The 26680-nt window shown below is 71.4% G+C and carries 22 protein-coding genes; 11 read left to right on the top strand and 11 right to left on the bottom strand.

Translation table 11 applies throughout. The annotated features are described in order from the left end of the window. Window positions 1-72: 72 nt before the first annotated feature. From ACLF3M_RS23665 to ACLF3M_RS23650, 4 genes are read left to right on the top strand one after another with little or no spacing between them, the layout of a single operon-like run. Window positions 73-501 carry a hypothetical protein gene (locus ACLF3M_RS23665; protein ID WP_430659453.1) on the top strand — a complete coding sequence of 143 codons (429 nt, stop codon included), beginning with the start codon at window positions 73-75 and terminating at the stop codon, window positions 499-501. Further along, window positions 485-1933 (top strand): Asp-tRNA(Asn)/Glu-tRNA(Gln) amidotransferase subunit GatB, encoded by a 1449-nt coding sequence (gene gatB / locus ACLF3M_RS23660; RefSeq protein WP_430659452.1) that lies wholly within the window; start codon window positions 485-487, stop codon window positions 1931-1933. Before ACLF3M_RS23665 ends, gatB begins: the two co-directional genes overlap by 17 nt. Window positions 1934-1986: 53 nt before the next feature. Continuing rightward, window positions 1987-3063, top strand: coding sequence for an AI-2E family transporter (locus ACLF3M_RS23655; protein ID WP_430659451.1), 1077 nt, complete (start codon window positions 1987-1989; stop codon window positions 3061-3063). A gap of 10 nt (window positions 3064-3073) precedes the next feature. Further along, complete coding sequence (locus ACLF3M_RS23650) at window positions 3074-4183, top strand: ring-opening amidohydrolase (protein WP_430659450.1); 1110 nt, start codon at window positions 3074-3076, stop codon at window positions 4181-4183. 1 nt (window position 4184) lies between these two features. Here the strand turns inward: ACLF3M_RS23650 and ACLF3M_RS23645 are convergent, their stop codons facing one another. The 3 genes from ACLF3M_RS23645 to ACLF3M_RS23635 form a co-directional block, all read right to left on the bottom strand. Continuing rightward, window positions 4185-5558, bottom strand: coding sequence for a dicarboxylate/amino acid:cation symporter (locus tag ACLF3M_RS23645; protein ID WP_430659449.1), 1374 nt, complete (start codon window positions 5556-5558; stop codon window positions 4185-4187). A 97-nt stretch (window positions 5559-5655) separates the two neighbouring features. Beyond that, the gene (locus ACLF3M_RS23640; RefSeq protein WP_430659448.1) at window positions 5656-7242 is read right to left on the bottom strand and encodes an ABC transporter substrate-binding protein; all 1587 of its coding nucleotides are present in this window, start codon (window positions 7240-7242) and stop codon (window positions 5656-5658) included. Window positions 7243-7303: 61 nt separating this feature from the next. Further along, window positions 7304-8245: an NAD(P)H-dependent flavin oxidoreductase gene (locus ACLF3M_RS23635; protein ID WP_430659447.1), complete on the bottom strand. Its 942-nt coding sequence runs from the start codon at window positions 8243-8245 to the stop codon at window positions 7304-7306. A gap of 124 nt (window positions 8246-8369) precedes the next feature. Here ACLF3M_RS23635 and ACLF3M_RS23630 point away from each other — a divergent pair, with 124 nt between their 5' ends. The 6 genes from ACLF3M_RS23630 (at window position 8370) to ACLF3M_RS23605 (ending at window position 15988) form a co-directional block, all read left to right on the top strand. Beyond that, a complete protein-coding gene (locus ACLF3M_RS23630) occupies window positions 8370-10427 on the top strand; it encodes a 3-hydroxyacyl-CoA dehydrogenase NAD-binding domain-containing protein (RefSeq protein WP_430659446.1) in 2058 nt (685 codons plus the stop codon). Then, window positions 10427-12037: an AMP-binding protein gene (locus ACLF3M_RS23625; protein ID WP_430659445.1), complete on the top strand. Its 1611-nt coding sequence runs from the start codon at window positions 10427-10429 to the stop codon at window positions 12035-12037. The genes ACLF3M_RS23630 and ACLF3M_RS23625 overlap by 1 nt, the downstream gene beginning before the upstream one ends. Then, on the top strand, window positions 12037-13236 hold the full coding sequence (locus ACLF3M_RS23620; protein WP_430659444.1) for an acyl-CoA dehydrogenase family protein: 1200 nt from the start codon (window positions 12037-12039) through the stop codon (window positions 13234-13236). The genes ACLF3M_RS23625 and ACLF3M_RS23620 overlap by 1 nt, the downstream gene beginning before the upstream one ends. A gap of 6 nt (window positions 13237-13242) precedes the next feature. Beyond that, window positions 13243-14367, top strand: coding sequence for an acyl-CoA dehydrogenase family protein (locus ACLF3M_RS23615; RefSeq protein WP_430659443.1), 1125 nt, complete (start codon window positions 13243-13245; stop codon window positions 14365-14367). A gap of 30 nt (window positions 14368-14397) precedes the next feature. Next, the gene (locus tag ACLF3M_RS23610) at window positions 14398-15360 is read left to right on the top strand and encodes a tripartite tricarboxylate transporter substrate binding protein (protein ID WP_430659442.1); all 963 of its coding nucleotides are present in this window, start codon (window positions 14398-14400) and stop codon (window positions 15358-15360) included. Window positions 15361-15541: 181 nt separating this feature from the next. Beyond that, on the top strand, window positions 15542-15988 hold the full coding sequence (locus tag ACLF3M_RS23605; protein ID WP_430659441.1) for an NUDIX hydrolase: 447 nt from the start codon (window positions 15542-15544) through the stop codon (window positions 15986-15988). A gap of 57 nt (window positions 15989-16045) precedes the next feature. Here the strand turns inward: ACLF3M_RS23605 and hydA are convergent, their stop codons facing one another. From hydA to ACLF3M_RS23585, 4 genes are all read right to left on the bottom strand, one after another. Then, window positions 16046-17512, bottom strand: coding sequence for a dihydropyrimidinase (gene hydA / locus ACLF3M_RS23600; protein ID WP_430659440.1), 1467 nt, complete (start codon window positions 17510-17512; stop codon window positions 16046-16048). 17 nt (window positions 17513-17529) lie between these two features. Then, a complete protein-coding gene (locus tag ACLF3M_RS23595) occupies window positions 17530-18219 on the bottom strand; it encodes an amino acid ABC transporter permease (protein ID WP_430659439.1) in 690 nt (229 codons plus the stop codon). A 167-nt stretch (window positions 18220-18386) separates the two neighbouring features. Then, window positions 18387-19202, bottom strand: coding sequence for an ABC transporter substrate-binding protein (locus ACLF3M_RS23590; RefSeq protein WP_430659438.1), 816 nt, complete (start codon window positions 19200-19202; stop codon window positions 18387-18389). A 23-nt stretch (window positions 19203-19225) separates the two neighbouring features. After that, window positions 19226-20137: a dihydrodipicolinate synthase family protein gene (locus ACLF3M_RS23585; protein ID WP_430659437.1), complete on the bottom strand. Its 912-nt coding sequence runs from the start codon at window positions 20135-20137 to the stop codon at window positions 19226-19228. Window positions 20138-20202: 65 nt separating this feature from the next. Between ACLF3M_RS23585 and ACLF3M_RS23580 the strand changes: the two genes are divergently transcribed. Next, a complete protein-coding gene (locus tag ACLF3M_RS23580) occupies window positions 20203-23175 on the top strand; it encodes an FAD-dependent oxidoreductase (protein ID WP_430659436.1) in 2973 nt (990 codons plus the stop codon). Here ACLF3M_RS23580 and ACLF3M_RS23575 read toward each other — a convergent pair. From ACLF3M_RS23575 to ACLF3M_RS23560, 4 genes are all read right to left on the bottom strand, one after another. Continuing rightward, window positions 23160-23681 (bottom strand): dihydrofolate reductase family protein, encoded by a 522-nt coding sequence (locus ACLF3M_RS23575; RefSeq protein ID WP_430659435.1) that lies wholly within the window; start codon window positions 23679-23681, stop codon window positions 23160-23162. The two genes, ACLF3M_RS23580 and ACLF3M_RS23575, sit on opposite strands and share 16 nt — an antisense overlap. A gap of 6 nt (window positions 23682-23687) precedes the next feature. Next, window positions 23688-24668, bottom strand: a complete 981-nt coding sequence (locus ACLF3M_RS23570; protein ID WP_430659434.1) for a S1C family serine protease — start codon at window positions 24666-24668, stop codon at window positions 23688-23690. A 151-nt stretch (window positions 24669-24819) separates the two neighbouring features. Continuing rightward, complete coding sequence (locus ACLF3M_RS23565) at window positions 24820-25956, bottom strand: DUF2336 domain-containing protein (RefSeq protein WP_430659433.1); 1137 nt, start codon at window positions 25954-25956, stop codon at window positions 24820-24822. Next, on the bottom strand, window positions 25953-26680 hold a 728-nt coding region (locus ACLF3M_RS23560), incomplete at its 5' end, for a GGDEF domain-containing protein (RefSeq protein WP_430659432.1). The genes ACLF3M_RS23565 and ACLF3M_RS23560, both read right to left, overlap by 4 nt.

Genomic DNA, 26680 nt, shown 5'->3' with positions numbered 1-26680 from the left:
CGCTTGTCGGCGATGATTGCGGCGGCTGATACCCCCTCACCCATCCCTGTCCGCTTGCGAGGGGGAGCGGGTTTGGACGCGCAGGGGGAGAGAGGTTCACCCGACCCCCTGGGCGCCACCGTTGACGCGGGCCGCCTCGACTTCGGCCGCAGCCTCGCGGCCATCCGCGCCGCGGCGGAGCAGCGCCGCTGCCTTTCCTACAGCGACGTGGCCGCGGCCAGCTTCCTGCCCTGGAACGCTGCACGTCCGCGCATGGACCCGCATCTCTTCGCGATCTGCGCCTGGTCGCTGGAGCGCGGCGGGCCGCTGCTCTCGGCGATCGTGGTCAACAAGCACCTGGTGGCGTCGGGGCGCATGGAAGGCCGCACGCTCGCCGGCTTCACGGCCATGGTGGTGCGCCTTGGCGTGCGCGTGAGAGATCCCGTCGCCTTCCTCCGCGACGAGCAGCAGAAAGTCTTCGACTGGGCCGAGAAGGAACGAGGCCATGAGCTACACCATTGAAGGCAACACCGGCCCCTGGGAGCTGGTGATCGGGCTGGAAGTCCATGCCCAGGTCATCTCGAACTCCAAGCTGTTTTCCGGCGCCGCCACCGCCTTCGGCGCGGAGCCGAACAGCCAGGTGTCCTTCATCGACGCGGGCTTCCCCGGCATGCTGCCGGTGATCAACCAGGAATGCGTGGCGCAGGCCGTGCGCACGGGACTCGGGCTGCATGCCGAGATCAACCTGTGGTCCCGCTTCGACCGGAAGAACTACTTCTACGCCGACCTGCCGCAGGGCTATCAGATCAGCCAGTACGCGCACCCCATCGTCGGCAAGGGCGAGATCGGGATCGAGCTGGCGGACGGATCGAAGAAGACCATCGGCATCACGCGCCTACACCTCGAGCAGGATGCCGGCAAGTCGATGCACGACCAGCACCCCACCAAGTCCCTTATCGACCTCAACCGCAGCGGCGTCGCGCTGATGGAGATCGTGTCGGAACCCGACATGCGCTCCCCCGAGGAAGCGGGCGCGTACCTCACCAAGCTGCGCCAGATCCTGCGCTACCTCGGCACCTGCGACGGCAACATGGACGAGGGCAGCATGCGTGCCGACGTCAACGTCTCCGTCCGCAAGGCCGGCGAGGGCTACCGCACGCGCTGCGAGGTGAAGAACGTCAACTCCGTGAAGTTCGTCATGCAGGCCGTCGAGGCCGAGGCGCGCCGCCAGATCGAGGTCTGGGAGAGCGGCGGCACGGTGGAGCAGGAGACGCGGCTCTTCGACACGCAGCGCGGCACGACCAGGTCCATGCGCAGCAAGGAAGACGCGCATGACTACCGCTACTTCCCCGAGCCCGACCTGCCCCCGCTGGTGCTGGAGCCGAACTGGGTGGAGCAGCTGAAGGCCTCGCTGCCCGAACTGCCGGACGTCCGCCGCGCGCGCTACGTCGCGATGGGCCTCACGCCATATGACGCGCATGTCCTGACGCTGGAGAAGGAGACCGCCGCCTTCTACGAGACCGTCGCCAAGGGCCGCGACGCCAAGCTCGCCGCGAACTGGGTGACCGGCGACTTCTTCGCCGCGCTGAACCGGCTCAAGCGCGATATCGCCGACCCGCCGGTGACGGCGGAGAGCCTGGGTGCGCTGCTCGACCTCATCGCTGACGGAACACTCAGCGGGAAACTCGGGAAAGACGTCTTCGAGATCATGATCGAGACGGGCAAGGCCCCCGGCGCGATCGTGGAGGAGCGCGGCCTGAAGCAGGTCACCGACACCGGCGCGATCGAGGCCGCGGTCGCCGACGTCCTCGCGAAGAACGCCGACAAGGTCGCGGAATACCGCTCCGGCAAGGACAAGCTCTTCGGCTTCTTCGTCGGCCAGACGATGAAGGCCATGCAGGGCAAGGGAAATCCGGCCCTGGTGAACGAGGTGGTGAAGAAGCTGCTGGGCTGACGCGCCTGTCGCGGTATCGTCGCCCGGTAGCTTCTTGGGGCCTGCGATTCGCGATGGACCAGCAACCGGCGGAGCCCGGCCTCAGGCACCTGATCGAGCGCGGCATGGCGCTGGTCGCGGTGGGCGTGGTGCTGCTCGGCATCCTCGCAACGCTGCAGCCCTTCGCCACCGCCATCATGTTCGGCGCGATCCTGGCCATCGCGCTCTGGCCCGTGCGGGACTGGATGGTGGGGAAGGGCATCCGCCCGGCGCTCGCGGCCACGCTGCTGAGCATCCTCGTGGTCGCGGCCATCGTCCTGCCCACCATCGCCGTCGCGCCGGGCCTGATCGAGGCGATCAATGCCGGCACGGCCCGGGCCCAGCAGGCCATCGCCAGCGCGCCGGCCACCGCGCCCGACTGGATCGCCACCTTGCCGCTGGTCGGCGAACCCGCCGCCGCGGCCTGGACGCATGTCGCGAATGCCCGCGGCAATCTTGCCTCGCTGGCAACGCCCTACCTCGCGCGTTTCCAGACCATCCTGCTGAACGTCGCCAGCGGCCTGGCCGACAGCCTGCTTCAGATGCTGCTGGCGCTGGTCGTCGCCGCGATGTTCTGGACCACGGGCGAGGAGATCGCCGACAGCCTGCGCGACGCCGCGGCCAGGCTCGGCGGCCCGACCGGGGTGGAATCCCTCGAAACCGCCGGGGGAGCCGTGCGCAGCGTGGCCTATGGCGTGGTCGGGACCTCGATCTGGCAGGGGGTGATGGCGGCGATCGGCTACGCGATCGCGGGCATCCCGGCGGCGCCGCTGCTGGGCTTCCTGACCTTCGTCTTCTCGATCAGCCAGGTGCTCTCGCCGTTGATCGTGGTGCTGTGGGGCGGCGCGGCCTGGTGGCTCTACGACCAGGGCAGCCTGGGATGGGCGATCTTCATGGGGCTGTGGGGGGTTGGCGCCATCTCGTCCAGCGACAACCTGCTGCGGCCGCTGCTGATCAGGCGCGGCGTGGACATGCCGCTCAGCATCGTCATCATCGGCGTCTTCGGCGGCTTCGTCGCCTTCGGCTTCCTCGGCCTCTTCATCGGGCCGGTGCTGCTGGCCGTGGGCCTCGTGATGCTGCGGGCCTGGCGCAAGCCCGAGCGGATGGACTGAAGGAACCGGGATGCCCCGCCGTGCCCTGGTCCACCGCGTCGCCGCGCGCCACCCCGGCGACGCCGCCGCCGTCGCCGCCCTGTTCGATTCAGGCGCACTGAAGCCGGAGGAGGTCGTCGCCATCCTCGGCAAGACCGAGGGCAATGGCTGCGTCAACGACTTCACCCGCGCCTATGCCGTCGAGGCGCTCAGCCACATGCTCGCCGCGCGGACGGGCTCGACGGCAGAGGCCGTCGCGGCGCGCGTTGCGATGGTGATGTCGGGCGGGACGGAGGGCGGCCTGTCCCCGCATTTCCTCGTCTTCGCCGTGCGCGAGGAGGCCGCGCCCGCGGGCCCGCCGGCGCTCGCGCTCGGCACCGCCTTCACCGCGGATTTCGCGCCGGAGGAGCTGGGGCGCCTGGCGCAGGTGCGCGCCACGGCGGATGCGGTGCGCCAGGCCATGCGCGAGGCCGGCATCGCGGACCCCGCCGACGTGCACTACGTCCAGGTGAAATGCCCGCTGCTGACCAGCGAGCGCATTGCGGCGGCGAGGCGGCGCGGCAAGACGGTCGCGACGGACGACACCTACCACTCCATGGGCCTCTCGCGCGGGGCCTCCGCGCTCGGCGTCGCGCTGGCGCTGGGCGAGGTGGACGAGGCCGCGCTGTCGGACGCCGCGGTCGGCGCCGACTGGTCGCTCTTCTCCGGCCGCGCGAGCTGCTCGGCCGGCGTCGAGCTGCTGCGCAACGAGATCGTGGTGATGGGCAACAGCCGCGACTGGACGGGCGACCTTGTGATCGCGCACGACGTCATGGCGGATGCCATCGACCTCCCCGCTGTGCACGCCGCGCTGCGCGCCGCCGGCCTCGATCCGAACGGAGGCCAGCTTGCCGAAGCCGATCGCGACCGCGTGGTCGCCGTGCTGGCGAAGGCGGAGCCGTCCTCCTCCGGCGTCATCCGCGGCCGCCGCCACATCATGTGGGACGATAGCGACATCAACGCGACCCGCCACGCCCGCGCGCTGGTCGGCGGCGTGATCGCCGCGGCGGTCGGCCGCACTGACCTCTTCGTCAGCGGCGGCGCCGAGCACCAGGGCCCCGACGGCGGCGGGCCCGTCGCGGTGATCGCCCGCCGGGGCTGACCTACTCGGCCGGCCGCATCTCGCGGCTCGCGACCGCCTCCTCCTCGCGCACCAGCAGATCCTCGGGCGCGTCCGCTTCCTCGACGGTCTCGCCGTCGAGAAGCGCCCGCATCCGCACGACGTCGAGCGCCCCTTCCCACTTCGCGACGACGACGGTCGCGACGCCGTTGCCGACCAGGTTGGTCAGCGCGCGGGCTTCCGACATGAAGCGGTCCACGCCGAGGATCAGCGCGATGGACGCGACCGGCACCGACCCTACCGAGGCCAGCGTTGCCGCCAGCACGATGAAGCCCGATCCCGTGACGCCCGCCGCGCCCTTCGACGTCAGCAGCAGCACGCCGATCAGGCCAAGCTGCTGCCCGAAGCTCAGCGGCGTGTCGGTGGCCTGCGCCAGGAACACCGCGGCCATGGTGAGGTAGATGCAGGTGCCGTCCAGGTTGAAGGAATAGCCGGTCGGGATGACCAGCCCGACCACCGACTTGTCGGCGCCGAGATTCTCCATCTTCGCCAGCATCCGCGGCAGCACGGATTCCGAGGAGGAGGTGCCAAGCACGATCAGCAGCTCCTCCTTGATGTAGCGGACGAACTTGAAGATCGAGAAGCCGGACCACCAGGCGACCGCGCCGAGCACCACGAAGACGAAGATCAGGCAGGTCGCGTAGAACGACAGCATGAGCTGCGCGAGCGAAAGCAGCGTGGCCAGCCCGTAGCGGCCGATGGTGAAGGCCATCGCGCCGAAGGCGCCGAGCGGCGCAAGCCGCATCACATAGCCCACGATCTTGAAGAAGACATGGGCCACGCTGTCGATTATGTGCAGCAGCGGCTCGCCGCGTGTGCCCAGCGCATGCAGGGCGAAGGCGAAGAGCACGGCGATCAGCAGCACCTGCAGGATCTCGCCCTCGGCGAAGGCGCCGACGACGGTATCCGGGATGATGTGCATGAGCTGTCCGACCACGGATTGCTGGGCGGCGCGCTGGGTGAAGGTCTGGATGCCGCGGGTGTCGATGGAGGCCGCATCCACATGCATCGCATGGCCGGGCTGCATGACGTTCACCACGATCAGGCCGATGATCAGCGCGACCGTCGTCATGACCTCGAAGTAGATCAGCGCCTTCAGCCCGACGCGGCCGACCTTCTTCATGTCCGACATCGACGCGATGCCGTGCACGACCGTGCAGAAGATGATCGGCGCGATCAGCATCTTGATCAGCTTGATGAAGGCGTCGCCGAAGGGGCGCATCTCCACCGCGTAGCTCGGGTAGAAATGGCCGAGCAGGATGCCGATGCTGATCGCGATCAGCACCTGGACATAGAGGTGCTTCCACCAGGGGGGGTGGGCGGCGGACGCCGCCAGGCCGGGCTTGGACGTTTCCATGACAGCCCTTTCGTAACGAGGCTGCGGGCGGCCTGTCTCGGCCTTACCCCGCCCCTGTCCTACTCTTCACCGCGCGGATAGTTGCGCGAAGCCTTCGTCAAGCCGGCCTGACGCCCCAGGGATAGGGCATCGACCCCTTCAGCAGCCCCGTGATGCTGCGCCGCCAGGCGTTGCGGATCTGGAACTGGCCGAGCGGGATGGTCGCCACGTCGTCCTGGGCGAGCTTGTTGAGCTCGTTCGCCAGCCGCAGCTGCTGGGCCGCGTCGGTCGAATCGAGCCAGGCCTGGACGAGTTCCTGCGCGCGCGGGCTGTCGTACCAGCCGAACCAGCCGACCGCGCCCGGCCCCTTCACCAGGCTGCTGACGGCCGGGTTCAGGTAGGCGAGCGAGGAGCCGAAGGTGTGGAAGATGGACCAGCCGCCGCGGTCCGTGGGCTCGGTCCGCACGCGGCGCTGCACCACCGTGCCCCAGTCCGTCTCGGCGAGCTCCACGTTGAAGCCGATGCGCCGCAGCCGGTCCGCGGTGATCTGGCCGTGCGGGCCGATCAGCGGGAAGTCCGTGGGGTTGATGATGACGACCTTCTCGTTGTTGTAGCCGCTGGCGGCGAGCGCGGCCCGCGCGCGGTCCAGGCTGCGCGGCGGGGCGTTGAGCTCCGACAGATCCTCGGTGCCGAGCGGCGTGCCGCAGGGAAAGAGGCTCCGGCACTGCCGCCAGACGCTGCGGTCGTCGCCGAGCGTGGCCCGCATGTACTCGTCCTGGTCCACCGCGAGGGCGACGGCCTGGCGGACCTTCGGGTTGTTGAAGGGCGCCTGGAGGTGGTTGAGCCGCATGATCGACATGATGCCGGGCTCGTTCAGCACGCCGATCTCGATGTTGCGGTTGCGCTGCAACGTCGGGATCAGGTCGGACAGCGGCTGCTCCAGCCAGTCCACCTCGCCGGCCTGCAGCGCAGCGGCCGCGGTCGCGGGGTCGGGCAGGATGTGCCACTCAATCCGCGGGAAGTTTGCGACCTTTCCGCCCGCCGCGCCGCTCGCGGGCTCGCCGCGCGGGACATAGGCGTCGTTCTTGACGTAGACGACGCGGCTGCCCGAGACGAACTCGCCGGGCACGAAGCGATACGGGCCGCTGCCGACGACCTCGCTGACCTGGGTATTGGCGTCGGTGCGCGCCAGGCGTTCGGGCATGATGAAGGGGACGTTGGCGTCCGGCTTGGCGAGCGCATCGAGCATCAGTGGGAAGGGGCGCTTCAGCTTGATCTCGATGACGCGGTCGGACGGCGCGCCCCAGTCGTCCACGACCGCGGCCAGGATCTGGCCGAACGGATCGCGCTTCGCCCAGCGCGAGAGCGAGGCCGTGCAGTCCCGCGCGCGGACGGGCTCGCCGTCGTGGAAGCGTAAGGACTCGCGCAGCGTGATCTTCCAGGTCCGGCCGTCCGGCGTGACCTCGTGCCCCTGCGCCATCTGTGGCTGCGGCCGGAGGTTGCTGTCCAGCGCATAGAGCGTGTCGCAGACGTGGTAGCCATGCATCTGGGTGACGATCGCCGTCGTCCAGATGGGATCGAGCGCGGTGAGGTTGGCCTGCGGCACGAAGCGCAGCGTGGCGGCCCGCGCGGGCTGCGCGATGGCCGGCGCGAAAGGCGCGGCGGCCAGGCCGGCGGTGCCGGCCATGAACGAACGACGGTGCATGCGCTTCCTCCTGGGTTCTGGTGCCCCTGGGGGAAACGCTACGCGTGCGACGCGCCGCGGGTCAACGTCGCGCCGGAGGCGCGCAAAGCATTGTCTTGGCCTCGGCGTATTCGCGCTTGAGGCGCGCGATGACCTCGGCTGCCGGCGGCGCGTCCTCGATCGAGCCGACGCCCTGGCCCGAGCCCCAGATGTCGCGCCAGGCCCGGACATGGCCGGAGCCGAAGCTCATCTTGGTCTTGTCGGCCGCGGGAAGGTTGTCGGGGTCCAGCCCCTGCGCGGCGATCGAGGGCTTGAGGTAGTTGCCGTGCACGCCGGTGAAGTAGGGGGTGTAGACGACGTCGGCCGCGCTGGCCTCGACGATCATCCGCTTGTAGCCCTCGGCCGCGTTGGCCTCGGCGGTCGCGATGAATCGCGTGCCGACATAGGCGAAGTCAGCGCCCATGGCCTGCGCGGCGAGCACCTGGCTGCCGCGGGTGATCGCTCCCGAGAGCGCGATCGGGCCGTCCCAGATCTTCCGGACCTCGGCCACGAGGGCGAAGGGGGACAGCATGCCGGCATGCCCGCCGGCCCCGGCCGCGACCAGGATCAGCCCGTCCACCCCGGCTTCCAGCGCCTTGGCGGCGTGGCGGATGTTGGTCACGTCGTGGAAGACGATGCCGCCCCAGGCGTGGACGGCGTCCACGACCTCACCCGGCGCGCGCAGCGAGGTGATAATCATCGGGACGCGATGGCGCTCGCAGGCCTGCAGGTCGTGGTCGAGCCGGTCGTTGGTGTGATGGACGATCTGGTTGACCGCGAAGGGCGCGTCGCCCGGTCTCAGCGCCTCGCCGATGCGCGACAGCCAGCCATCCAGCTCCTCCTTCGGGCGCGCGTTCAGCGCGGGGAAGGACCCGACGACCCCGCCCTTGCATTGCGCGATCACGAGATCGGGGTTGGAGACGATGAACATCGGCGCCGCGATCACGGGCAGCGCGAGGGAGGACAGGACGGGCGGCAGCGCCATGGACGGGTCCGGCTGATGGGGCGGTCGGAAGATGCCGCCCGGGCGCGGCGCCGTCCATGCCGTGCGCCTTGACCGGCCTGGGGGGCTGGGCGAAGGAGAGGGAAGTCGAGGGAGGGACAGGCGCATGGCCGGGCCGGTGCGGTACGACGTCGTGGACGGCATCGCCGTCGCCACCATCGCGAACCCGCCGGTGAACGCGCTGTCGGCCGCCATGCGCGGCGGCCTGGCGGACGCGGTGAAGGCCGGGATGGCCGACGCCGCCGTGCGCGGGATCGTCATCGCGGCGGAGGGCCGGACCTGGATCGCCGGCGCCGACATCTCGGAATTCGGCAAGCCGCCGGTTTCGCCGACGCTGGCGGAACTGATCGCGCTGATCGACGGCGCGACGAAGCCGGTGGTGGCCGCGATCCACGCGGCGGCGCTGGGCGGGGGGCTCGAGGTCGCGATGGCCTGTGCTGCGCGCGTCGCTGTACCCGGGGCGAAGCTCGGCCTGCCGGAGGTGAAGCTCGGCCTGCTGCCGGGGTCGGGCGGCACGCAGCGCGCGCCGCGGCTGATGGGCGCGGCCGCGGCGCTGAAGCTGATGGCGGGCGGCGATCCCCTGGACGCGAAGGCCGCGCTGGCTGCGGGGCTGGTGGACGAGGTCGCCGACGACGTGATCGCCGCCGCACGCGCCAGGGCCGCGGGCCCGCTGCCCACGCCGGTGTCGCAGCGCAAGGACCGCCTCGGCGACCGCGAGGCCTTCGAGAAGGAGGCCGCGGCACTGGCGAAGCGCGCGGCGACCGAGCCGCAGGTCGCCGCCATGATCGAGAGCGTGCGCGACTGCTTCGACCTGCCCTTCGACCAGGCGCTGGCGAAGGAACGCAGGGCCTTCCTCTCGCTGCTGGAGGACCCCCGCAGCAAGGCGCTGCGCCACGTCTTCTTCGCGGAGCGAGAGGCCGCGAAGATCGCGGGCGTCCCCGCCGGCACCAGGCCGCGCGAGGTCAGGCGCGCCGCCGTGCTCGGCGCCGGGACCATGGGCGCCGGCATCGCCATGTGCTTCGCCAATGCCGGCATCCCCGTCCGCGTCATCGAGACCGACGAGGCCGCGATGCAGCGCGGCATCGAGCGCATCCGCGGCACCTACGACGCGAGCGTGAAGCGCGGCAGCCTGACCCCCGAGAAGCGCGACGCGCGCATGGCGCTGATCGAGGGCGCCGTCGGCCTGGAAGCCGCCAACGAGGCCGACATCATCGTCGAGGCCGTCTTCGAGGAGATGGGCCTGAAGAAGCAGGTCTTCGGCACGCTGGATCGCGTGGCCAGGCCCGGCGCGGTCATCGCCTCCAACACCTCCTATCTGGACATCGACGAGATGGCCGCCGCGACATCGCGGCCCGGCGACGTGCTGGGCATGCATTTCTTCTCGCCGGCCAACGTGATGAAGCTGCTGGAGGTCGTGCGCGCGAAGCACACCACGCCGGACGCGCTGGCGACCGCCGCCGAGATCGGCCGCAGGCTCGGCAAGGTGCCGGTCGTGGTCGGCGTCTGCTTCGGCTTCGTGGGCAACCGCATGCTCGCGAAGCGCACCGCGCAGGTCGAGGCGCTGCTGCTGGAAGGCGCGCTGCCGGATCAGGTGGACAAGGCGCTGACCGATTTCGGCTTCCGCATGGGGCCCTGCGCGATGGGCGACCTGGCGGGCCTCGACATCGGCTGGCGCATCCGCCAGGCCACGGGGAAGAAGGCGCCGGTGGCGGACGCGCTGGTGGAGGCCGGGCGCCTCGGCCAGAAGACGGGCAAGGGCTATTATCTCTATCCCGAAGGCGCGCGCGCCGGCGTGCCGGACGCCGCAGTCGCGGCACTGATCGAGGGGCTTTCCGCGCAGCACGGCGTCGCGCGCCGCCCGATCGGCCAGGCGGAGATCCTCGACCGCCTGCTGCTGCCCATGGTGAACGAGGGCGCGCGCATCCTGGACGAAGGCATCGCCGCGCGCGCCGGCGACATCGACGTGGTCTGGCTGCATGGCTACAACTGGCCCGCCTTCACCGGAGGCCCGATTCACTGGGCGGATGCGCAGGGGCTCGGCGCCATCGCCGACCGCCTGGCGGGTTACGCGAAGGCGACCGGCGACGAGAGCCTGGCGCCTGCGCCGCTGCTGGCGCGCCTCGCGGCTGAGGGCGGGACCTTCGCGGGCCTCAGGCTAGCCTGATGCGCCCCTGGGAGGCCAGCTACCCCAAGGAATGCCGGTGGGACGTGCCCATCGCGCAGGGGACGCTGCCTTCCCTGCTGGATGACATCGCGGTGCGCCACGGCGACAGGCCGGCGTTGGAATACCGCGGCCGCGTGCTGTCCTTCGCGGCACTGAAGGCGCGCGCGGACCGCGTCGCCGCGGGGTTGATGGCGACGGGCGTGGCCCCGGGCGACTGCGTCGCGCTCTATCTCCCGAATACCATGTGGCATCCGATCTGCCTCTTCGCCGCGCTGCGTTGCGGGGCGCGGGTGGTCATGCTCTCGGCGCTCGATGCGAAGCGCGAGCTTGCGCACAAGATGCGCGACGCCGGCGCGACGCTGCTGGTCACGACCGGGCTCGGCTCGCTCGTCGCCAATGCCGAATGGTTGGTGAAGGGGGGCGCGGTGACGCGCGTGTTGCTCGCGCCCGATGCCGAATGGGGTGGGGAGGACGCCGCGCACGGCTTCGCGCCGCTGCCGGAAGCCGAGCCGCCGGCGTCCTGGCCGCCCGTCGCGCCAGCGGACATCGCGCTGCTGCAATACACCGGCGGCACGACGGGCACGCCCAAGGGCGCGATGCTGAGCCACGGCAACCTGACCTCCGCGGTCGCCATCTACCGCGCCTGGCGCGACAGCGGGACCGTGCCGGACGGCGAAGGGCGCGTGCTGCTCGTCCTGCCGCTGTTCCACATCTTCGCGCTGACCACGGTGCTGCTGCGCAACCTGGCCGAGGGCAATACCTGCCACCTGCGCCTGCGCTTCGACGCCGCCGAGGCGGTGCGCGACATCGAGCACCTGCGCATCACCCATCTCAACGGCGTGCCGACCATGTGGATCGGCATCCTGAACCTGCCCGGCGTTAAGCGGGAAAGCTTCGCCTCACTCCGAATCGCAAGCTCCGGCGGCGCGCCCATGCCCTTCGACGTCCAGCAGAAGCTGGAGGCGCTGATCGGCATCCGCATCGGCGGCGGCTGGGGCATGACCGAGACCTGCCCCGCCGGCACGCGCATCCCGCCCCACGCGCCGCGGCGCGCGGGCCAGGTTGGCCTGCCGCTGCCGCGGGTCGAACTCCGCATCGTCGATCCCGACGCGCCGACCCGCGCGCTGCCGCCGGGCGAGACCGGCGAGATTGCGGTGCGCGGCCCCAACGTCTTCCAGGGCTATTGGAATCGGCCTGCCGAGAACGCGCGCGCCTTCGCGGATGGCTGGTTCCTGACCGGCGACATGGGCTGGATGGACGGGGACGGCTATTTCACGCTGGTGGATCGCCGCAAGAACATGATCCTGTCCGGCGGCTTCAACGTGTATCCCGCGCAGGTCGAGGGCGCGATCTACGAACACCCCGACGTCGCGGAATGCATCGTCATCGGCATCTCCGACGCCTATCGCGGCCAGGCCGCCAAGGCCTATGTCGCGCTGAAACCCGGCGCGCGCGGCTTCACGCTGGAGGAGCTGCGGCTGTTCCTGGCCGACAGGCTCGGGAAGCACGAGATGCCGGCGGCGCTGGAAATTCGCGACGCGCTGCCGAAAAGTCCCGCAGGCAAGCTGCTGGCCTCGGCGCTGCGCGCAGAAATCGAAGGAGCCGCCTGATGGACCTCCGCTACACCCCGGACGAGATCGCCTTCCGCGACGAGCTCCGCGCCTTCTTCCGCCGCGAGATCCCGGCCGAGATACGCCGCAAGGTCAGCGAGGGCCGCAAGCTCTCGCGCGAGGACATCGTGACCACGCAGCGCGTGCTGCACGCGCATGGGCTGTCAGTGCCAAACTGGCCCGTCGAATGGGGCGGCAAGGACTGGACGCCCGTCCAGCGCTACATCTTCAGCGAGGAGATCCAGGCCGCGGCCGTCCCGCAGCCGCTGTCGTTCAACGTCAACATGGTGGGCCCGGTCATCGCGACCTTCGGCAGCGAGGCACAGAAGCAGCGCTTCCTGCCGCCGACGGCCAGTCTCGACATCTGGTGGGCCCAGGGATTCTCCGAGCCCGGGGCGGGCAGCGACCTCGCCAGCCTCAAGGCCACGGCGCGGCGCGAGGGCGAACATTTCATCGTCAACGGCCAGAAGACCTGGACGACGCTCGGGCAATACGCGGACTGGATCTTCTGCCTGGTGCGGACGGACCCCGCGGCGAAGAAGCAGATGGGCATCTCCTTCCTGCTGATCGACATGAAGACGCCCGGCATCACCATTCGCCCGATCATCACCATCGATGGCGGGCACGAGGTGAACGAAGTCTTCTTCGACGAGGTGAAGGTGCCGGCCGAGAACCTCGTCGGCGAGCTCAACAAGGGCTGGGACTACGCGAAGTTCCTGCTGTCCAACGAGCGCATCGGCATCGCCCGCATCGGCCTGACGAAGGAACGCTTGGCGCGCGTGAAGCGCCTGGCGCAGGAGACGCCGGCGGGCGAGGGCATGGTCTGGGACGACCCGGATTTCCGTCGGCGCCTGGCGTGGAGCGAAATCGAACTCAAGGCGCTCGAGATTACCCAGATGCGCGTCGTCGCGGCGCAGCGCACGCGCGCGGCCGACAAGCCCGACCCGTCGAGCTCCATCCTCAAGATCAAGGGCAGCGAGCTGCAGCAACAGGCCACGCAGCTGCTGGTGGAGGTCGCCGGCCCCTACGCCATGCCTCGTCCCGACCGCGACGAGGACGGGCTGAACCTGCCCTCCGTCGGGCCGGAATGGGCGGACGCGGCAGCGCCGCTCTTCTTCAACTACCGCAAGGTCTCGATCTACGGCGGCTCGAACGAGATCCAGCGCAACATCATCGCCAAGGCGTTCCTGGGGCTCTGACGCGTCATGGATTTCGATCTCTCCGACGACCAGCGCCTGCTCGCCGACAGCGTCAATCGCTTCGTCACCGACCGCTACGGCGACTTCGAGAAGCGGAAGGCCTACCGCGCGGGACCGCGCGGCTACGCCGACGCGAACTGGGCGACGATGGCCGAGCTCGGGCTGCTTGCCCTGCCGCTGAGCGAAGAGCAGGGCGGCTTCGGCGGCGGCCCCGTCGAGACGATGATCGTCATGGAGGCGCTGGGCCGTGGCCTGGTGCTGGAGCCCTTCTTCGCGACCGTCGTGCTCGGCCTCGGCCTGCTTCGCCGCGTGCCGGGGCAGGACGATCTGCTGGCGCAGGTCGCGGCCGGCGAGGTCGCCTTGGCCTTCGCGCATCAGGAACGCCAGGCTCGCCATGATTGGCACGACGTCGCGACGACCGCACGCGTCGATGGCGACACGTGGCTCCTCGACGGTGCCAAGGGCGTCGTGCTGAGCGGCGACAGCGCGGACCGGCTGATCGTCTCCGCGCGGCTGTCAGGCGGCCGGCGCGAGCGCGACGGCATCGGCCTCTTCCTCCTCGACCCCGCTGCACCTGGCGTCGCGCGCCGCGGCTACGCCACCCAGGACGGGCTGCGCGGCGCGGAGGTCGTGCTGGAAGGCGCGCGCGCGACGCTGCTCTCGGCCAACGCCCTGCCGCTGATCGAACTCGTTGCGGACGAGGCGATCGCCGCGCTCTGTGCCGAGGCCGTCGGCGCGATGGAGACGCTGCGTGACCTCACCGTGGACTACCTCAAGACCCGCCAGCAATTCGGCCGCGCGATCGGCGAGTTCCAGGCTCTGCAGCACCGCGCCGCCGACATGCTCGTGGCGACCGAGCAGGCGCGCAGCATGACGATGTACGCCGCGATGATGGTGCAGGATCCCGATCCTGCGGCGCGCGCCACCGCGCTCTCGGCGGCAAAGGCGCTGGTCGGGAAGCTGTCGGACCAGCTCGGCAAGGAGGCGATCCAGCTGCATGGCGGCATCGCCATGACCGAGGAATACAAGGCGGGCCACTACTTCAAGCGGCTCTCCATGATCGGCGTGCTGTTCGGCGACGTGGATCATCACCTCCGGCGGGTGGTGGCAGCGGGCGGCCTGCCCGACTAGACTGGGTCCGCAACGAACGGGAGAACAACGATGCCGATCCCGCGCCGCATGACGCTTGCTGTCGGGGCCGGACTGCTGGCGCGGCCCGCGCTCGGCCAGACCCGCTTCCCGGACCATCCGATCCGGGTCTTCCTGCCCTTCCCGCCGGGCGGCACGACTGACCTGCAGATGCGCGCGCTCGCCGAGGGCGCCGGGCGCCGGCTCGGCCAGCCCATCGTGATCGAGAACCGCGCAGGCGCCGGCGGGACGCTCGGCGCCACCGCCATCGCCAGCGGCACGCGGCCCGACGGCTACACGCTGTCGGTGATGCCGAACTCCGTCTTCCGCGTGCCGGTGATGATGGCGCGCCCGCCCTACGACCCTATGACGGACTTCACCTGGATCATCCGCCTGGTGGGCTACACCTTCGGCGTCGTCGTGCGCGCCGACGCGCCCTGGCGCACGCTGCAGGATTTGCTGGCCGATGCGCGCGCCAATCCCGGCAGGATCACCTATGGCTCGCCCGGCGTGGCCACGCTCGACGTCACGATGGAGCGCATGGCGCAGCTGTCGGGCGGCATCCAATGGGTGCACGTCCCGTTCCGCGGCGGCGCCGATAACATCCAGGCGCTGCTCGCGGGCCAGATCAACGTCTCGGCCGAGAGCAGCGTCTGGGCCGAGCTGGTGCGCGACGGCCGCCTGCGCCTGCTCGCGACCTGGGGCGAGCGCCGGGCGCCGCGCTTCCCCGATGCGCCGACATTGCGCGAGGCCGGCGTGGACATCGTCAACTCCTCGCCTTACGGCCTGGCCGGCCCACGCGGCATGGACCCGGACGTCGTGCGCATCCTGCACGACGCCTTCCGCGCCGCGCTGAACGACCCCGCGCATCTCGCCGTGCTGGAACGCTTCGACATGCCGCTGATGTATGCGGACGGCGCGGCCTATGCCGCCTATGCCCGCGAGTTCTACGAGGAGGACAGCGCGATGGTCCGCGCCATGGGGCTCAGGTTCTGACGCCGGCCGGCCGCGACGACGTTTCTCGACAAATCCTTGATTTGTCGGCGCTCTGTCGGCGTGTGCATCGATTTTTTCCTTGTTCCGGCGCGGCCGCGTCTCCTAATCCCGTGGCATGACTCGCGTGCCGCTGATGCGTCTGCCGGCGCCTTGGTGCGCGAGGCGGAGTGCAAAGCCGGGAATGCCCGACGGCCAGGCCGGGGAGCCGCTGCCAAGGAATAGCCTGCGCCGCCAAAGCGCGGCCCTGCCGGTCATCGGCGCGGGTGCCGCGCTGCGTGTCGTGCTGATCACCAGCCGCGAGACGCGACGCTGGGTTGTGCCGAAAGGCTGGATCGAGCCGCAGGAGCCGCCGCACCGCTCGGCCGCGCGCGAGGCGGCCGAGGAAGCCGGGATCCAGGGCGAAGCCGACGCCGAGCCGCTCGGTTCCTATCTCTATCCGAAGCGCCTGGCAGGTGGCGTCGTGCAGACGACGGAGGTGCTTGTCTTCCGCCTGCGTGTGGCGAGGCTTCTGCACGACTGGCCGGAGCGGCGTGAACGCACGCGCCGGCTCTTCAGGCCCGAAGCCGCGGCCGCGCTGGTCGCGGAGCCGGGCCTCGCAGCGCTGCTCCGCGGCCTGCGGCCGCGCTGAAGCATTGCTTGAGCGATTGATTCACCGCTCCGGCGTTCCGCCTTCGCGGATCCGGCGCTAGGCACCGAACCCCTCCGGCGTGATGCCGCGAGGCTTGACCAGGTCATAAGGCCCGCGGGGCAGGAAGCGTCCCGTGCCGGGCTCCGCCTGCACCGTGCCGTCGCGCATCACGACATCGCCGCGGCGGATGCTGGCGACCGGCCAGCCCGTGACCTCGAGCCCCTCATAGGGCGTGTAGTCGATGGCGTGCTGCATCAGCTTGTTCGTGATGGTGACCTTCTTCGTGGGATCCCACAGCACGATGTCGGCGTCGCTGCCGGGCAGGATCACGCCCTTCCTGGGATAAAGCCCCATGATCCGCGCGGGGTTGGTCGCGGTGAGTCTTACGAACTCCTCGAGCCCGATGCGGCCCTTCGACACGCCCTCGCTGAAGACGATTGGCAGGCGGGCGGCGAGCCCGGGGATGCCGTTCGGGATCCTCTCGAAGCTCGCGTCGCGGCCGGAGACGGCTTTGCCGCGGTCGCCCTCGTAGCTGAAGCCGCAGTGATCCGACGACACGACGTCGAGCGTGCCGCGGCGAATCATCTCCCAGATCCTGAGATGTTCGGCGTTGTCGCGCGGCGAGGGGCTGCACATGAACTTCGCGCCCTCGAAGCCCGGCCGGTCCATGTCGGCCGCGGTGAGCGCGACGTATTGCGGGCAGGTCTCGCCCCATACCTTCAGCCCCCGCGCCTGGGCGCGCGCGATCTCCTCGGCGGCTTCCTCGCAGGAGACATGGAAGACCTGGATCGGCTGGTCCACGAGCTCGGCCAGCGCGATGGCGCGGTGCGTCGCCTCCCGCTCCACCACGCGTGGCCGCGACCATGCGTGGTACTTCGGCGCGGTCATCCCGGCGGCCAGCAACGCCTGCGTCCGCCAGCCGATCGCGTCGTAATTCTCGCAATGCACGGTCACCAGGCAGCCGTGCTTGCGAGCCGCGAGCAGGACCTTGATGTATTCGGCGTCGCTGAGGTGCAGCGGTTCGTAGGTCAGGAAGACTTTGAGGCTGCGCACGCCCTCCGCCACGACCTTCGGCACTTCCTCGTTCATCACCTTGTCCGAGGGGTCGCTGATGATCTGGTGGAAGGCGAAGTCCAGCATGCCGGTCTCGCCGCGCTTCCGCGCATCCTGGTAGCGCTCCCAGATGCCGAAGCCCTTCCATTGCGGAATGAAGCAGACGACGGAGGTCGTGCCGCCCGCAAAGGCCGAGGTCGAGGCAGTGACGAAGCTCTCCTCGTTCACCGTGACCTGCGGCTCGCCGTCGGACATGGTGTAGCCGCCGCGGGAGGTCTCCTCGATGTGGCAGTGGCTGTCCACGCCGCCGGGCAGGACGAAGAGGCCGTCGGCGTCGATCGTCTGCGCGGCGTCGGCGATCGCCTCGCCGATGGCGGCGATGCGGCCGTCCCTGACGCCGATGTCGCAGCGCGTCGCGCCGAAGCCGGTGGCGACCAGGCCGCCGCGGATCGCGAGATCGTAGTCGGGCATCGTGTCTCTCCTGTATGCTAGCGGTGATCGGCCGCGTCCGTCGCGTAGCCGCGACCGTAGCGCTCCTCCAGCCGGCGCTGCACGAACTCCCAAGCCGTCGTCATGACGAGGTACCAGATCGCGGCCGCGATGAAGAGCTCCAGCACCATGAAGCGTTCCTGGATCAGGATCTGCGTCCGGCGAAGCAGCTCCTCCATCGAGATGACGGAGGCGACCGAGGTCGTCTTGAGAAGCCCGTTCACGGAATTGCCGAGCGGCGGGATGATGATGCGCAGCGCCTGCGGCCAGGTGATGGTGCGGAAGACCTGGACCTTGGAGAGACCCAGCGCGATGCCGGCTTCCTTCTGCCCCTTGTTCACGGCGAGAATGCCGGCGCGCACGATCTCGCTGAGGTACGCGGCCTCGTTCAGCGAGAGGCCGAGCAGCGCGGCCTGCCAGACGCTGAAGCGGACGCCGAAGAGCGGCAGGCCCGTGTAGATGATCAGCAACTGCACCAGCAACGGCGTGCCGCGGAACAGCCAGCAATAGGTCGCCGCGATGCTGGAGACCGCGCGGTTGCCCGACAGTCGCATGAGCGCCACCACAACGCCGAGCACGAGCCCGCAGGCAAGCGACGCCGCGGTCAGCCACAGCGTGACCAGCGCGCCTTCCAGCAGGAAGGGGTTGAAGAGGTAGTCGAGGAAACCCGACCAGGACCAGATGTGCATGTTTCTCTATTGCCGCCGGTGCGACTTCGCGCATCCCGGCCGTGCCTTGGCCGGTGGCCGCCCCCCGGTGCCCTTCCGCGGCTGTGCCGCGGAAGGCGGCGCCGTCCTTGCAGGACTTGGCGCCAACCGGGGCCCCCGCGGCAACGCGCAGCGTTGTCGTGGGGAGACTATTGCGGCCCGGCGATCGAGAAGGACCGGTCCGCGATCTCCACGCCGTATCGCGTGAACAGGTTGGTCAGCCAGCCATCCGCCAGCATCTGCTGCAGCGCCCAGGACACCTGCTCCGCCAGCGGGCGAGAGCGCATCGCCAGCGCCGCCGGCGTCGCGTTGATGCCGTGCAGCACGCGTGGGAAGTCGCCGCGCTGGTCGTATTCCGCGGCCACCGCGTCGATGCTCGTCACGGCCTGGACCTGGCCCGCGCGCAGGGCCTGGAAGGCGACGGCGAAGTTGTCGAAGGTTCGGATCTCGATCGCGGGCTTGCCGGCGGCGACCAGCGCCTGGCTCATGCTGCGCAGCGTCCGTTCCTCGAAGCCGCCGAGCTCGACCCCGACCGTCTTGCCCGCCAGGTCGTCCTGCGTGCGGATGTTCAGCGGATTGCCGCGCGCGGCGGAGATCGCGACCGCGTTGTTCTCGTAGCGGATCATCTGCATCATCCGCGCGCGCTCTTCGGTGTAGAAAATGCCGGTATTGATCACGTCCCAGCGGCGCGCCGCCAGGCCCGGGATCATCGCGCTGAACTCGATGCGGACATATTCGGGCTGCAGGCAGAGCCGCTTCGCGATCTCGTTGCCGAGCTCGATGCGCATGCCCTGCAGCTGGCCCTGCGCGTTGACGAACTGCAGCGGCGGCAGCGTCGGATTGGTGGACATGACAAGGGTGCCGGGCTTGACCAGCTCGCTCGCCGGGATCGGCGCGGGGCAGTTCTGGGCGAGTGCGATGCCCGGCACCAGGGCCGCGACGGCGGCCAGCAGAAGACGACGCATGGTGGTTCTCCCTCTTCCTTGGATCAGGCGGCCTGCCGCGCCCCTTCGGACAGCAGGCCCAGCGATTGCAGCACGCCGGCCAGCGCCGGGACGTCCTGGGCAGGCAGCGGCAGGCGCGGCGGGCGCGGGTCGCCCATGGCCATCCCCATTAGCCGGAACCCCGCCTTGGTGCCGGAGACGTAGCGCGGCCCGCCCACCCAGGGCAGCAGGGGCGCCAGCTTCCGGTACAGTGCCAGCGCCCTTTCCATGTCCTTGTCGAAGGCGGCGGCGTGGAACATCTCGGTGGACAGCTTCGGCGCGAGATTGCTGCACACCGCGACCCAGCCGATCGCGCCGAGCCACGCGCTCTCGTATCCCAGCACGCCCGCGAAGACCTCCATCCGGTCGCCACACAGGGCGACGATGTCGCGCACGCGCGTCACCTCCAGCGTGCTTTCCTTGACGTAGCGGCAGTTTGGGATGCGAGAGATCTCCGCCAGCATCGCCGGCGTCATGTCCACGTTGGCGGTCGCGGGGTTGTTGTAGACCATGATCGGGATGCCGATCGCCTTGGCCACCGTGTCGTAGTGATGCACCAGTTCGGCGAATGTCGGCACGGAATAGAAGGGCGGGATGATCATCACGCCGTCGGCGCCGAGCGATTCCGCTTCCTTGGACGTGCGCACGACCTCGCGCGTGTCCTCGGCTCCGGTGCCGATCAGGACGGGGACGCGACCGCGCGCGGTCTTTACGACGGTCTCGACGATCGCGGTGCGCTCCTCCGGCGAGACGGACAGGAACTCGCCCGTCGAGCCGAGCGGGATCAGGCCGCGGATGCCCTCGCGGATCTGGAACTCGACCAGGCGCTCCAGCGCCTTCAGGTCGACCGCGGCGCCGTCTTCGGTGAAGGGCGTGATCAGGACTGTATAGCAGCCCCGGAATGGCTCGGCGGGCATGGTCGGGGTCCCTTTCTCGTGGCAGCATCGGACCGTTATTCGATGATGCCGGCAACCCCCCTGACATGCGCCTGACGCACAAGGCCATCCGGCCCGTTGCCGAAGCCGTGGGCATCAGCTTCGACGGCCGCCCCATTTCCGCGCTGCCGGGCGAGACGGTGGCCGCCGCCCTCTCGGCCGCCGGCATCCTGGCCTACCGCAGGACCGCGAGCGGCGCGCCGCGCGGCCTGTGGTGCGGCATGGGCGCGTGCTTCGACTGCCTGGTGACCATCGACGGCCGCGCCAGCCAACGGGCCTGCCTGGCGAAGGTCGCGGCGGGCATGGTCGTGGAAAGCGCGCCCGGCGCCGCGCCGCTGGCGCCGCCGCCCGCGCCGGCGGCCGAGGAGATCGCGCCCGATGTGTTGGTCGTCGGCGCTGGCCCGGCCGGGCTGTCGGCTGCCATCGCGGCGGCCGAGGCCGGCTGCGCCGTGCTGGTGCTGGACGAGCGCGACACGCCGGGCGGGCAGTATCTCAAGCCGCTCGCGGCGAGCCACGCCCACGCCGCGCCCGATGCGCAGTTCCGGCAATCCGCCGCGCTGCAGGCGCGGGCACAGGCCGCGGGCGTCGTCTTCCGCCACGGCGCGACGGTCTGGGGTGCCTTCGGCCCGACCGAGATCGCGGCGCTGGTGGACGGGCGCAATCTCGTGGTGCGGCCGAAGCGCCTGGTGCTGGCGCCTGGCGCGCATGAGCGGCCGGCGCCGCTCCCGGGCTGGACGCTGCCCGGCGTGATGACGACCGGCGCGCTGCAGACGCTGGCGCGCGCCAACCGAGTCTCGCCGGGGCGGCGCGTAGTAATCGCGGGCAACGGCCCGCTGAACCTGCAGCTTGCCTGCGAACTGGTGGAGGGCGGCGCCGAGGTCGCGGCGGTGCTGGAGGCCGCGCCGAAGCCCGGCTTTCGTCGGTGGCGCAGCGCGCTGCGGCTTGCGGCGAGCGCGCCCGACCTCGCCTGGGACGGCGCGCGGTATCTCGCGGTGCTGCGCCGCGCCGGCGTGCCCGTGATCTGGGGCGCGGTGCCGGAGCGCGTGGAGGCGGGCCTGACCCTGCACGCCGCCACGACCCGCGGCGCGCTGGCCCTCGACGCCGACTGCGTCGCGCTGAACCTCGGCTTCCAGCCCGAGACGGGGCTCGCCCGCGCGCTGGGTTGCGCGCATCGCTTCGTGGATGCCGGCCTCGGCCGGCTGGAGACGATCACCGACGCCGATGGACGCACCGATGTCGAGGGCGTCTTCGCCCTCGGCGACGGCGCGCAGATCGGCGGATCGCGCATCGCCTTCGCGCGCGGGCGCCTGGCGGGGCTCGCCGCGGCGCGCGATCTCGGCCGCGCCGCACCGGAGGAGCCCCAGACGCGCCGCGCGCTGTCGCGCGCGATCGCTTTCCAGGACGCGCTGTGGCGGATGTTCGAGGTGCCGGGCTTCGACGTGACGCAGGTCGCCGACGAGACCGTCATTTGCCGCTGCGAGGAAGTGACCGCGGGCGCGCTGCGCGCCGCGATGGCCGACGGCGCTGTGGGCCTCGGCGCGCTGAAGAAGGCGACACGCGCGGGGATGGGGCGCTGCCAGGGGCGGATGTGCGGCGCGACGGTGGCGCGGTTTGCCGGAGCGGTGGAGGACGACGGCTGGGCCGCACCGCGCGCGCCGGTGAAGCCGGTGCCGGCGATGGCGCTGGCGATGGAACGGCCGGAGTGGACGGAGGTGGAGGCGTGGGATCTGCCCGAGCCCGCGCGTACTCGTTTTTCCCCCGCAAGCGGGGGAGGGCGGGGTGGGGGTGCGTCGTGCAGCGCGCCCTCATTCTCGCACCCCCACCCCATCCCTCCCCCGCTTGCGGGGGAGGGGGCGGCGGAGCGGGGGAGGGCGCGCGACTTTACGAAGTGCGACACCGACCTCCTCGTCATCGGCGGCGGCGTGGTCGGGGTCGCCGTCGCCCGCGCGGCGGCGCGCGAGGGCATCGCGACCATCCTGCTCGATCGCGGCGAGCCCGGGCAGGGCGCCTCCACCGCCAATGCGGGCAGCCTGCACGTCCAGCTCCACGCCTATGACAGCGCCGGCGCGGCGGAAGGGCCTGACAGCGCAGCCGCGCAGATCCTCTCGCTCGGGCCGCGGTCCATCTCGTTGTGGCGCGACATCGCCCGCGATTCCGGCGAGGCGCTGGCGATCCGCACGGAAGGCGGCCTCATGCTGGCGGAAACGCCGGACCAGCTTCGCGCGCTGGCCGACAAGGTCGCGCTGGAGCGCGACTTCGGCGTGACCTCCTCGCTGCTCGGCGCCAACGAGCTCTACGCCGCCGCGCCCTGGCTCGCGCCGGGCTTCGCCGGAGCCGCCTTCTGCGCCGAGGAAGGCCAGATGGACCCGCTGCGCGGCCTTTCCGCGCTGCTCCGCCTCGCCCGCAGAACCAGCGTCGAGATCCGCGCGCGCGAACCGGTGCAGCGCATCGAACGCGATGGCGCGCGCTTCGTTGCGACGACGCCGCGCGGCACGATCCGCGCTGCGCGGGTGGTCAACGCCGCCGGCCCGTGGTCGGCCAATCTCTCCGCGATGCTCGGCGCGCCGATCCCCGTCCGCGCCACCGTCCAACAGGTCATCGTGACCGAGGCCGCGCCGCGCGAGCTGCTGCGCCCGCTGGTGCTGCATGCCTCGCGCCATCTGTCGCTGAAGCAGGGGGATGGCGGGCACCTGATCCTGGGCGGCGCCTGGCCCGGCGAACTCGACGTACAGGGCCGCCCGCGCAACCGGCGCGCCAGCATCGAAGGCAACCTCTTCGTCGCGCGCAGCGTGCTGCCGGCGATCGACGGGCTGCACGTCATCCGCGCCTGGACGGGCATCAACGTGCTGATCCCGGGCCCGATCCTCGGCGCCGATCCGCGCGTGCCGGGCCTCTTCCACGCCGTCACCTTCAACGGTTGGACGCTGGCGCCGGTGATCGGGGAGCTGATCGCGGAGCAGCTCCGCGGCGGCAAGGGCCCGCCTCCCGTCTTCAACGTGTCGAGCTACGCGCGTTCGTAGACCACATGCAGCGCGCCGCCGCTGCGCACCGCACTCGACACCAGCCGCCAGCGCGTATCCGGCGTGCCCTCCGGGAAGAGCGGGATCCCGGCGCCAAGCACGCGCGGCATCACGCCCATCTCTAGCACGTCGAGCCGCCCGATCGCGATCATCTGGCGGATGATCTCGCCGCCGCCCTCGACCCAGACCCGCGCGAAGCCGCGCGATTCGAGTTCCGCGACGATGGCGCCGAAGGCGCCCGACCGCGCCTCCACGCCGTCGGGCGCATCGTCCAGCGCACGGTTCGTCACCACCACGACGGGCTTGCCGGGATAGGGCCAGTCGCCCATCGCGCGCACTGCGTCATAGGTGCCGCGGCCCATCAGGATGGCGTCCACGGCCGCGTAGAAAGCGTCCACGCCGAATTCCTCGGGCGGCGCCTGGTCCATCAGCCAATCGATCTCGCCGTCGGGCCGCGCGATCCGGCCATCGAGCGACACCGCGATGTGGCAGTGGAACACCGTCATGCGCGCTCAGTGCAGCCGCGGCGCCTTCATCATGGTGACGCGGTCCACGCTCGCGACCGGCACGGTGAAGCGGCGGCCGTCGCGCTCGGCCGCGACCTGCACCTTCACCCCCGCATTGCCGCGCGCCCACAGGCTGCGCCACAGCGCCGCCAGATCCGCCGCCTCGCTGCCGTCGATGCCGAGGATGCGGTCGCCCGCGCGCAGCCCCGCGCGCTCCGCCGGCCCCTTGGACGCGACGGAGGCGACCACGATCCCTTCCTCCTGGTCCGCCGCATAAAGGCCGAGCCAGGGCCGCGCCGGCTTGTTGACCCGGCCATAGCTGAGCAGGTCGCCCATGATGGGGTGCAGCAGCGTGATGGGCACGCACATGTTGAGATCAAGCCGTCGGCCGCGCTTGTCGCGGTGCTGCAGGACCAGCGAGCCGATGCCGATCAGCTTCCCGTCCGGCCCGATCAGCGCCGCGCCGCCCCAGGACGGATGCGCGGGCGCGGTGAACAGCGCCTCCTCCAGCAGGTATTCCCAGTAGCCCGCGAAGGGCTCCTTCGCGACGACGGAATTGGCGATGGCGCCGCCGCCGGGATCCTCGGCCGCCGCGGCCAGCACGGTGGACACGCCGGTCTCGGGCGAGATCTCGCCGCCGAGCTCCATCGCCGGCGCCTCCAGCCGGCCGAGTGCCTGGACCAGGCCGAAGCCGGTCTCGAAATCATAGGCCAGCGCGTGGCCGGGCACGACGCGGCCGCTCGCCGTGGTGATCCAGATGCTCTCGGACTCCCCGACGAGGTAGCCGATGGTCAGCACCAGGCCATCGGCGCGGATGATCACGCCGCTGCCCTCGCGCTCGGTCCCGAGCGTGCGGGCGGAGAAGGCGTCCGACGGCACGCGCGACTTCAGCGCGACGACGCTGCCGAGCGCGCGCGGAAGATCGAAGTCGTAGTCGGCCGGGTCGGGCCGCAACTCCTCGGGGATGCTCCAGTCTTCGTCAGCCATCGTGGCTCCTGCCCAGGCGGCCAGACTAGCGAAGCCGCGCGCCGGGGCGAAGCCGGGGGGACCGCCCGGGTTCTCCGCGCTCACGGGCGGGTGACGACACGGCCGCCGGACCGGGACCGGCGGCAGGCGCGCCGGTCTGGGGCCCGGACGCTCAGGCCGGCAACTCCTCGAGCAGATCGATCTGCCACTGCATCTCGCCGGCCGACAGGGTCCAGCTGCCCTCGATATTCGCCTTGACCAGCCGCGTGCGGGACACGCCCAGGGCGAGCTGCACCTCCTCCGCCAGCGCCGCGCTCCAGCCCGCGCGCCAGCACAGCGCGACGATCACGCGGGGGCTGCGCAGCGCCAGCGCGGCCTCGAGCCGCCCTGTCTCGAGCCCCGTCGCATCCGCCAGCAGCGACAGCAGGGCAGGGCGGTCGCCCGCCGCGGCGGCCTCCTTCGCCGCGGCCTCGCTGGGCTCGGCGGCGGCAAGCCGCGCGGCGATGCGGGCCTGGACGGTGGCCGAGAGGTCCTCCGGCAGGTCGGGCCTTGCGGCCAGCACCTCCAGCAGATGGGCGGCGACGACCAGCGCCAGCGCCCGCGACGCGCCCTGCGGCAGGCGCGGCCGGCGCAGCAGGGCGGCCTGCCAGGCCGGCTGCTCGGCGGCGCCGGCGACCAGGCGGTCCAGCGTCGCCTCCCGGATCGCGGCGGAGCCGTTGCCGAGCAGCGCGGCGATGGCGGGCGAGTCGGCGCTGGCCGCGACTGCCTCGGCGACGATCTCGTTCAGCTGCGCGCGCTCCGCGATCGCGCGGCGGGTGCCCGGGCCCGGCGGCTCCGCGACCAGGGCCAGCAGGTCGGCCTCGGTCAGCAGCGGCGACAGGCGCAGCACCGGGCCCGCCACCGCGATGGCGGCGTCGCCGGCGAGCTTCAGGATCAGGTCGCGCGGCGCATCGGGCAGGCCGGCGACGGCAGCCGACAGCGCGGCGCGGACCTCGACCGCGGCGTCCTCGACCAGGCGGGCGATGGTCGCCTGCGTCATGCGGGCCAGGCGGTCGGGCGCGCTGATCCCGGGCGCGAGCCGGCCGACGCGCCTGGCCAGCGCCTCCCGCACGGCGATGTCGGCATCCTCCGCCAGCAGCAGCCCGGCCTGGGCCGGCGTCGCGCGGTTGGCGGCGACGGCGGCGCGGACCTCGGGCGCGGCGTCGCCGGCGAGCCAGGTCAGCAGTTCCGGCGCGGTCGCCTGGTCCGCGGCGAGCGCCGCGCGCGACGCGGCATCGCCGAGCCTCGATTCCCGCAGCGCGACACTCATGCCGCCCTCCGGTCGGTCTTGCGCCGGTACATCGCGACATCGGCGCGGGAGAGAAGCTGGTCGTCCGCGTCGGTGGCGGAGGCGACGGCCAGGCCGATGCTGGCGGCCACCGCGGTCTCCCCGGCCGCCGGCAGGCCGGGCAGCGGCGCCGGCGCGCCGAGCGGCGCGGCCAGCCGCCAGGCCGTGTCCTGGTCGAGCCCCGGCAGCCACAGCGCGAATTCGTCGCCGCCGAGCCGCGCGGCCAGCGCGCCGGGATGGCCGACGCCGGCGAGGCGCGCCGCCATGGCGCGGATGGCGCCGTCGCCGGCCTGGTGCCCGTGCCGGTCGTTCAGCCGCTTCAGCCCGTCCATGTCGAGATAGGCGAGCACGCCCTCCGGCTGATGCAGGCGCCCGTCCTGCAGCGCCTCGGCGAAGCCGCGGCGGTTGAGCAGGCCGGTCAGGGGGTCGGTGCGCGCGGCCTGGTCGAGCGCCTGCTGCCGCGCCGCTTCCTCCTGCAGGCCGGACAGCGAGGGGCCGAGGGCAGCGAGCAGGGCGAGTTCGTCATCGTCGGCCGGCGTGTCGCGCCAGGCGACGAGCGCCTTGCCCTCGGCCAGCGGGACCAGCGCCGCCGGCCCGTCCGCCGCGCCGGGCAGGCCGCCGGGCGCGCCGGAGGCGGCCGCGACGCGCCAGGCAGGCGCGCCGTCCAGCAGCGCCACGCCGGCGCTTCCGAGCGCCTGGCCCAGCC

Origin of the sequence: Falsiroseomonas sp. HW251, assembly GCF_050563545.1 — a bacterium.
Taxonomy (GTDB): Bacteria; Pseudomonadota; Alphaproteobacteria; order Acetobacterales; family Acetobacteraceae; genus Falsiroseomonas.
This window is presented reverse-complemented; position numbering and strand designations above follow the sequence as displayed.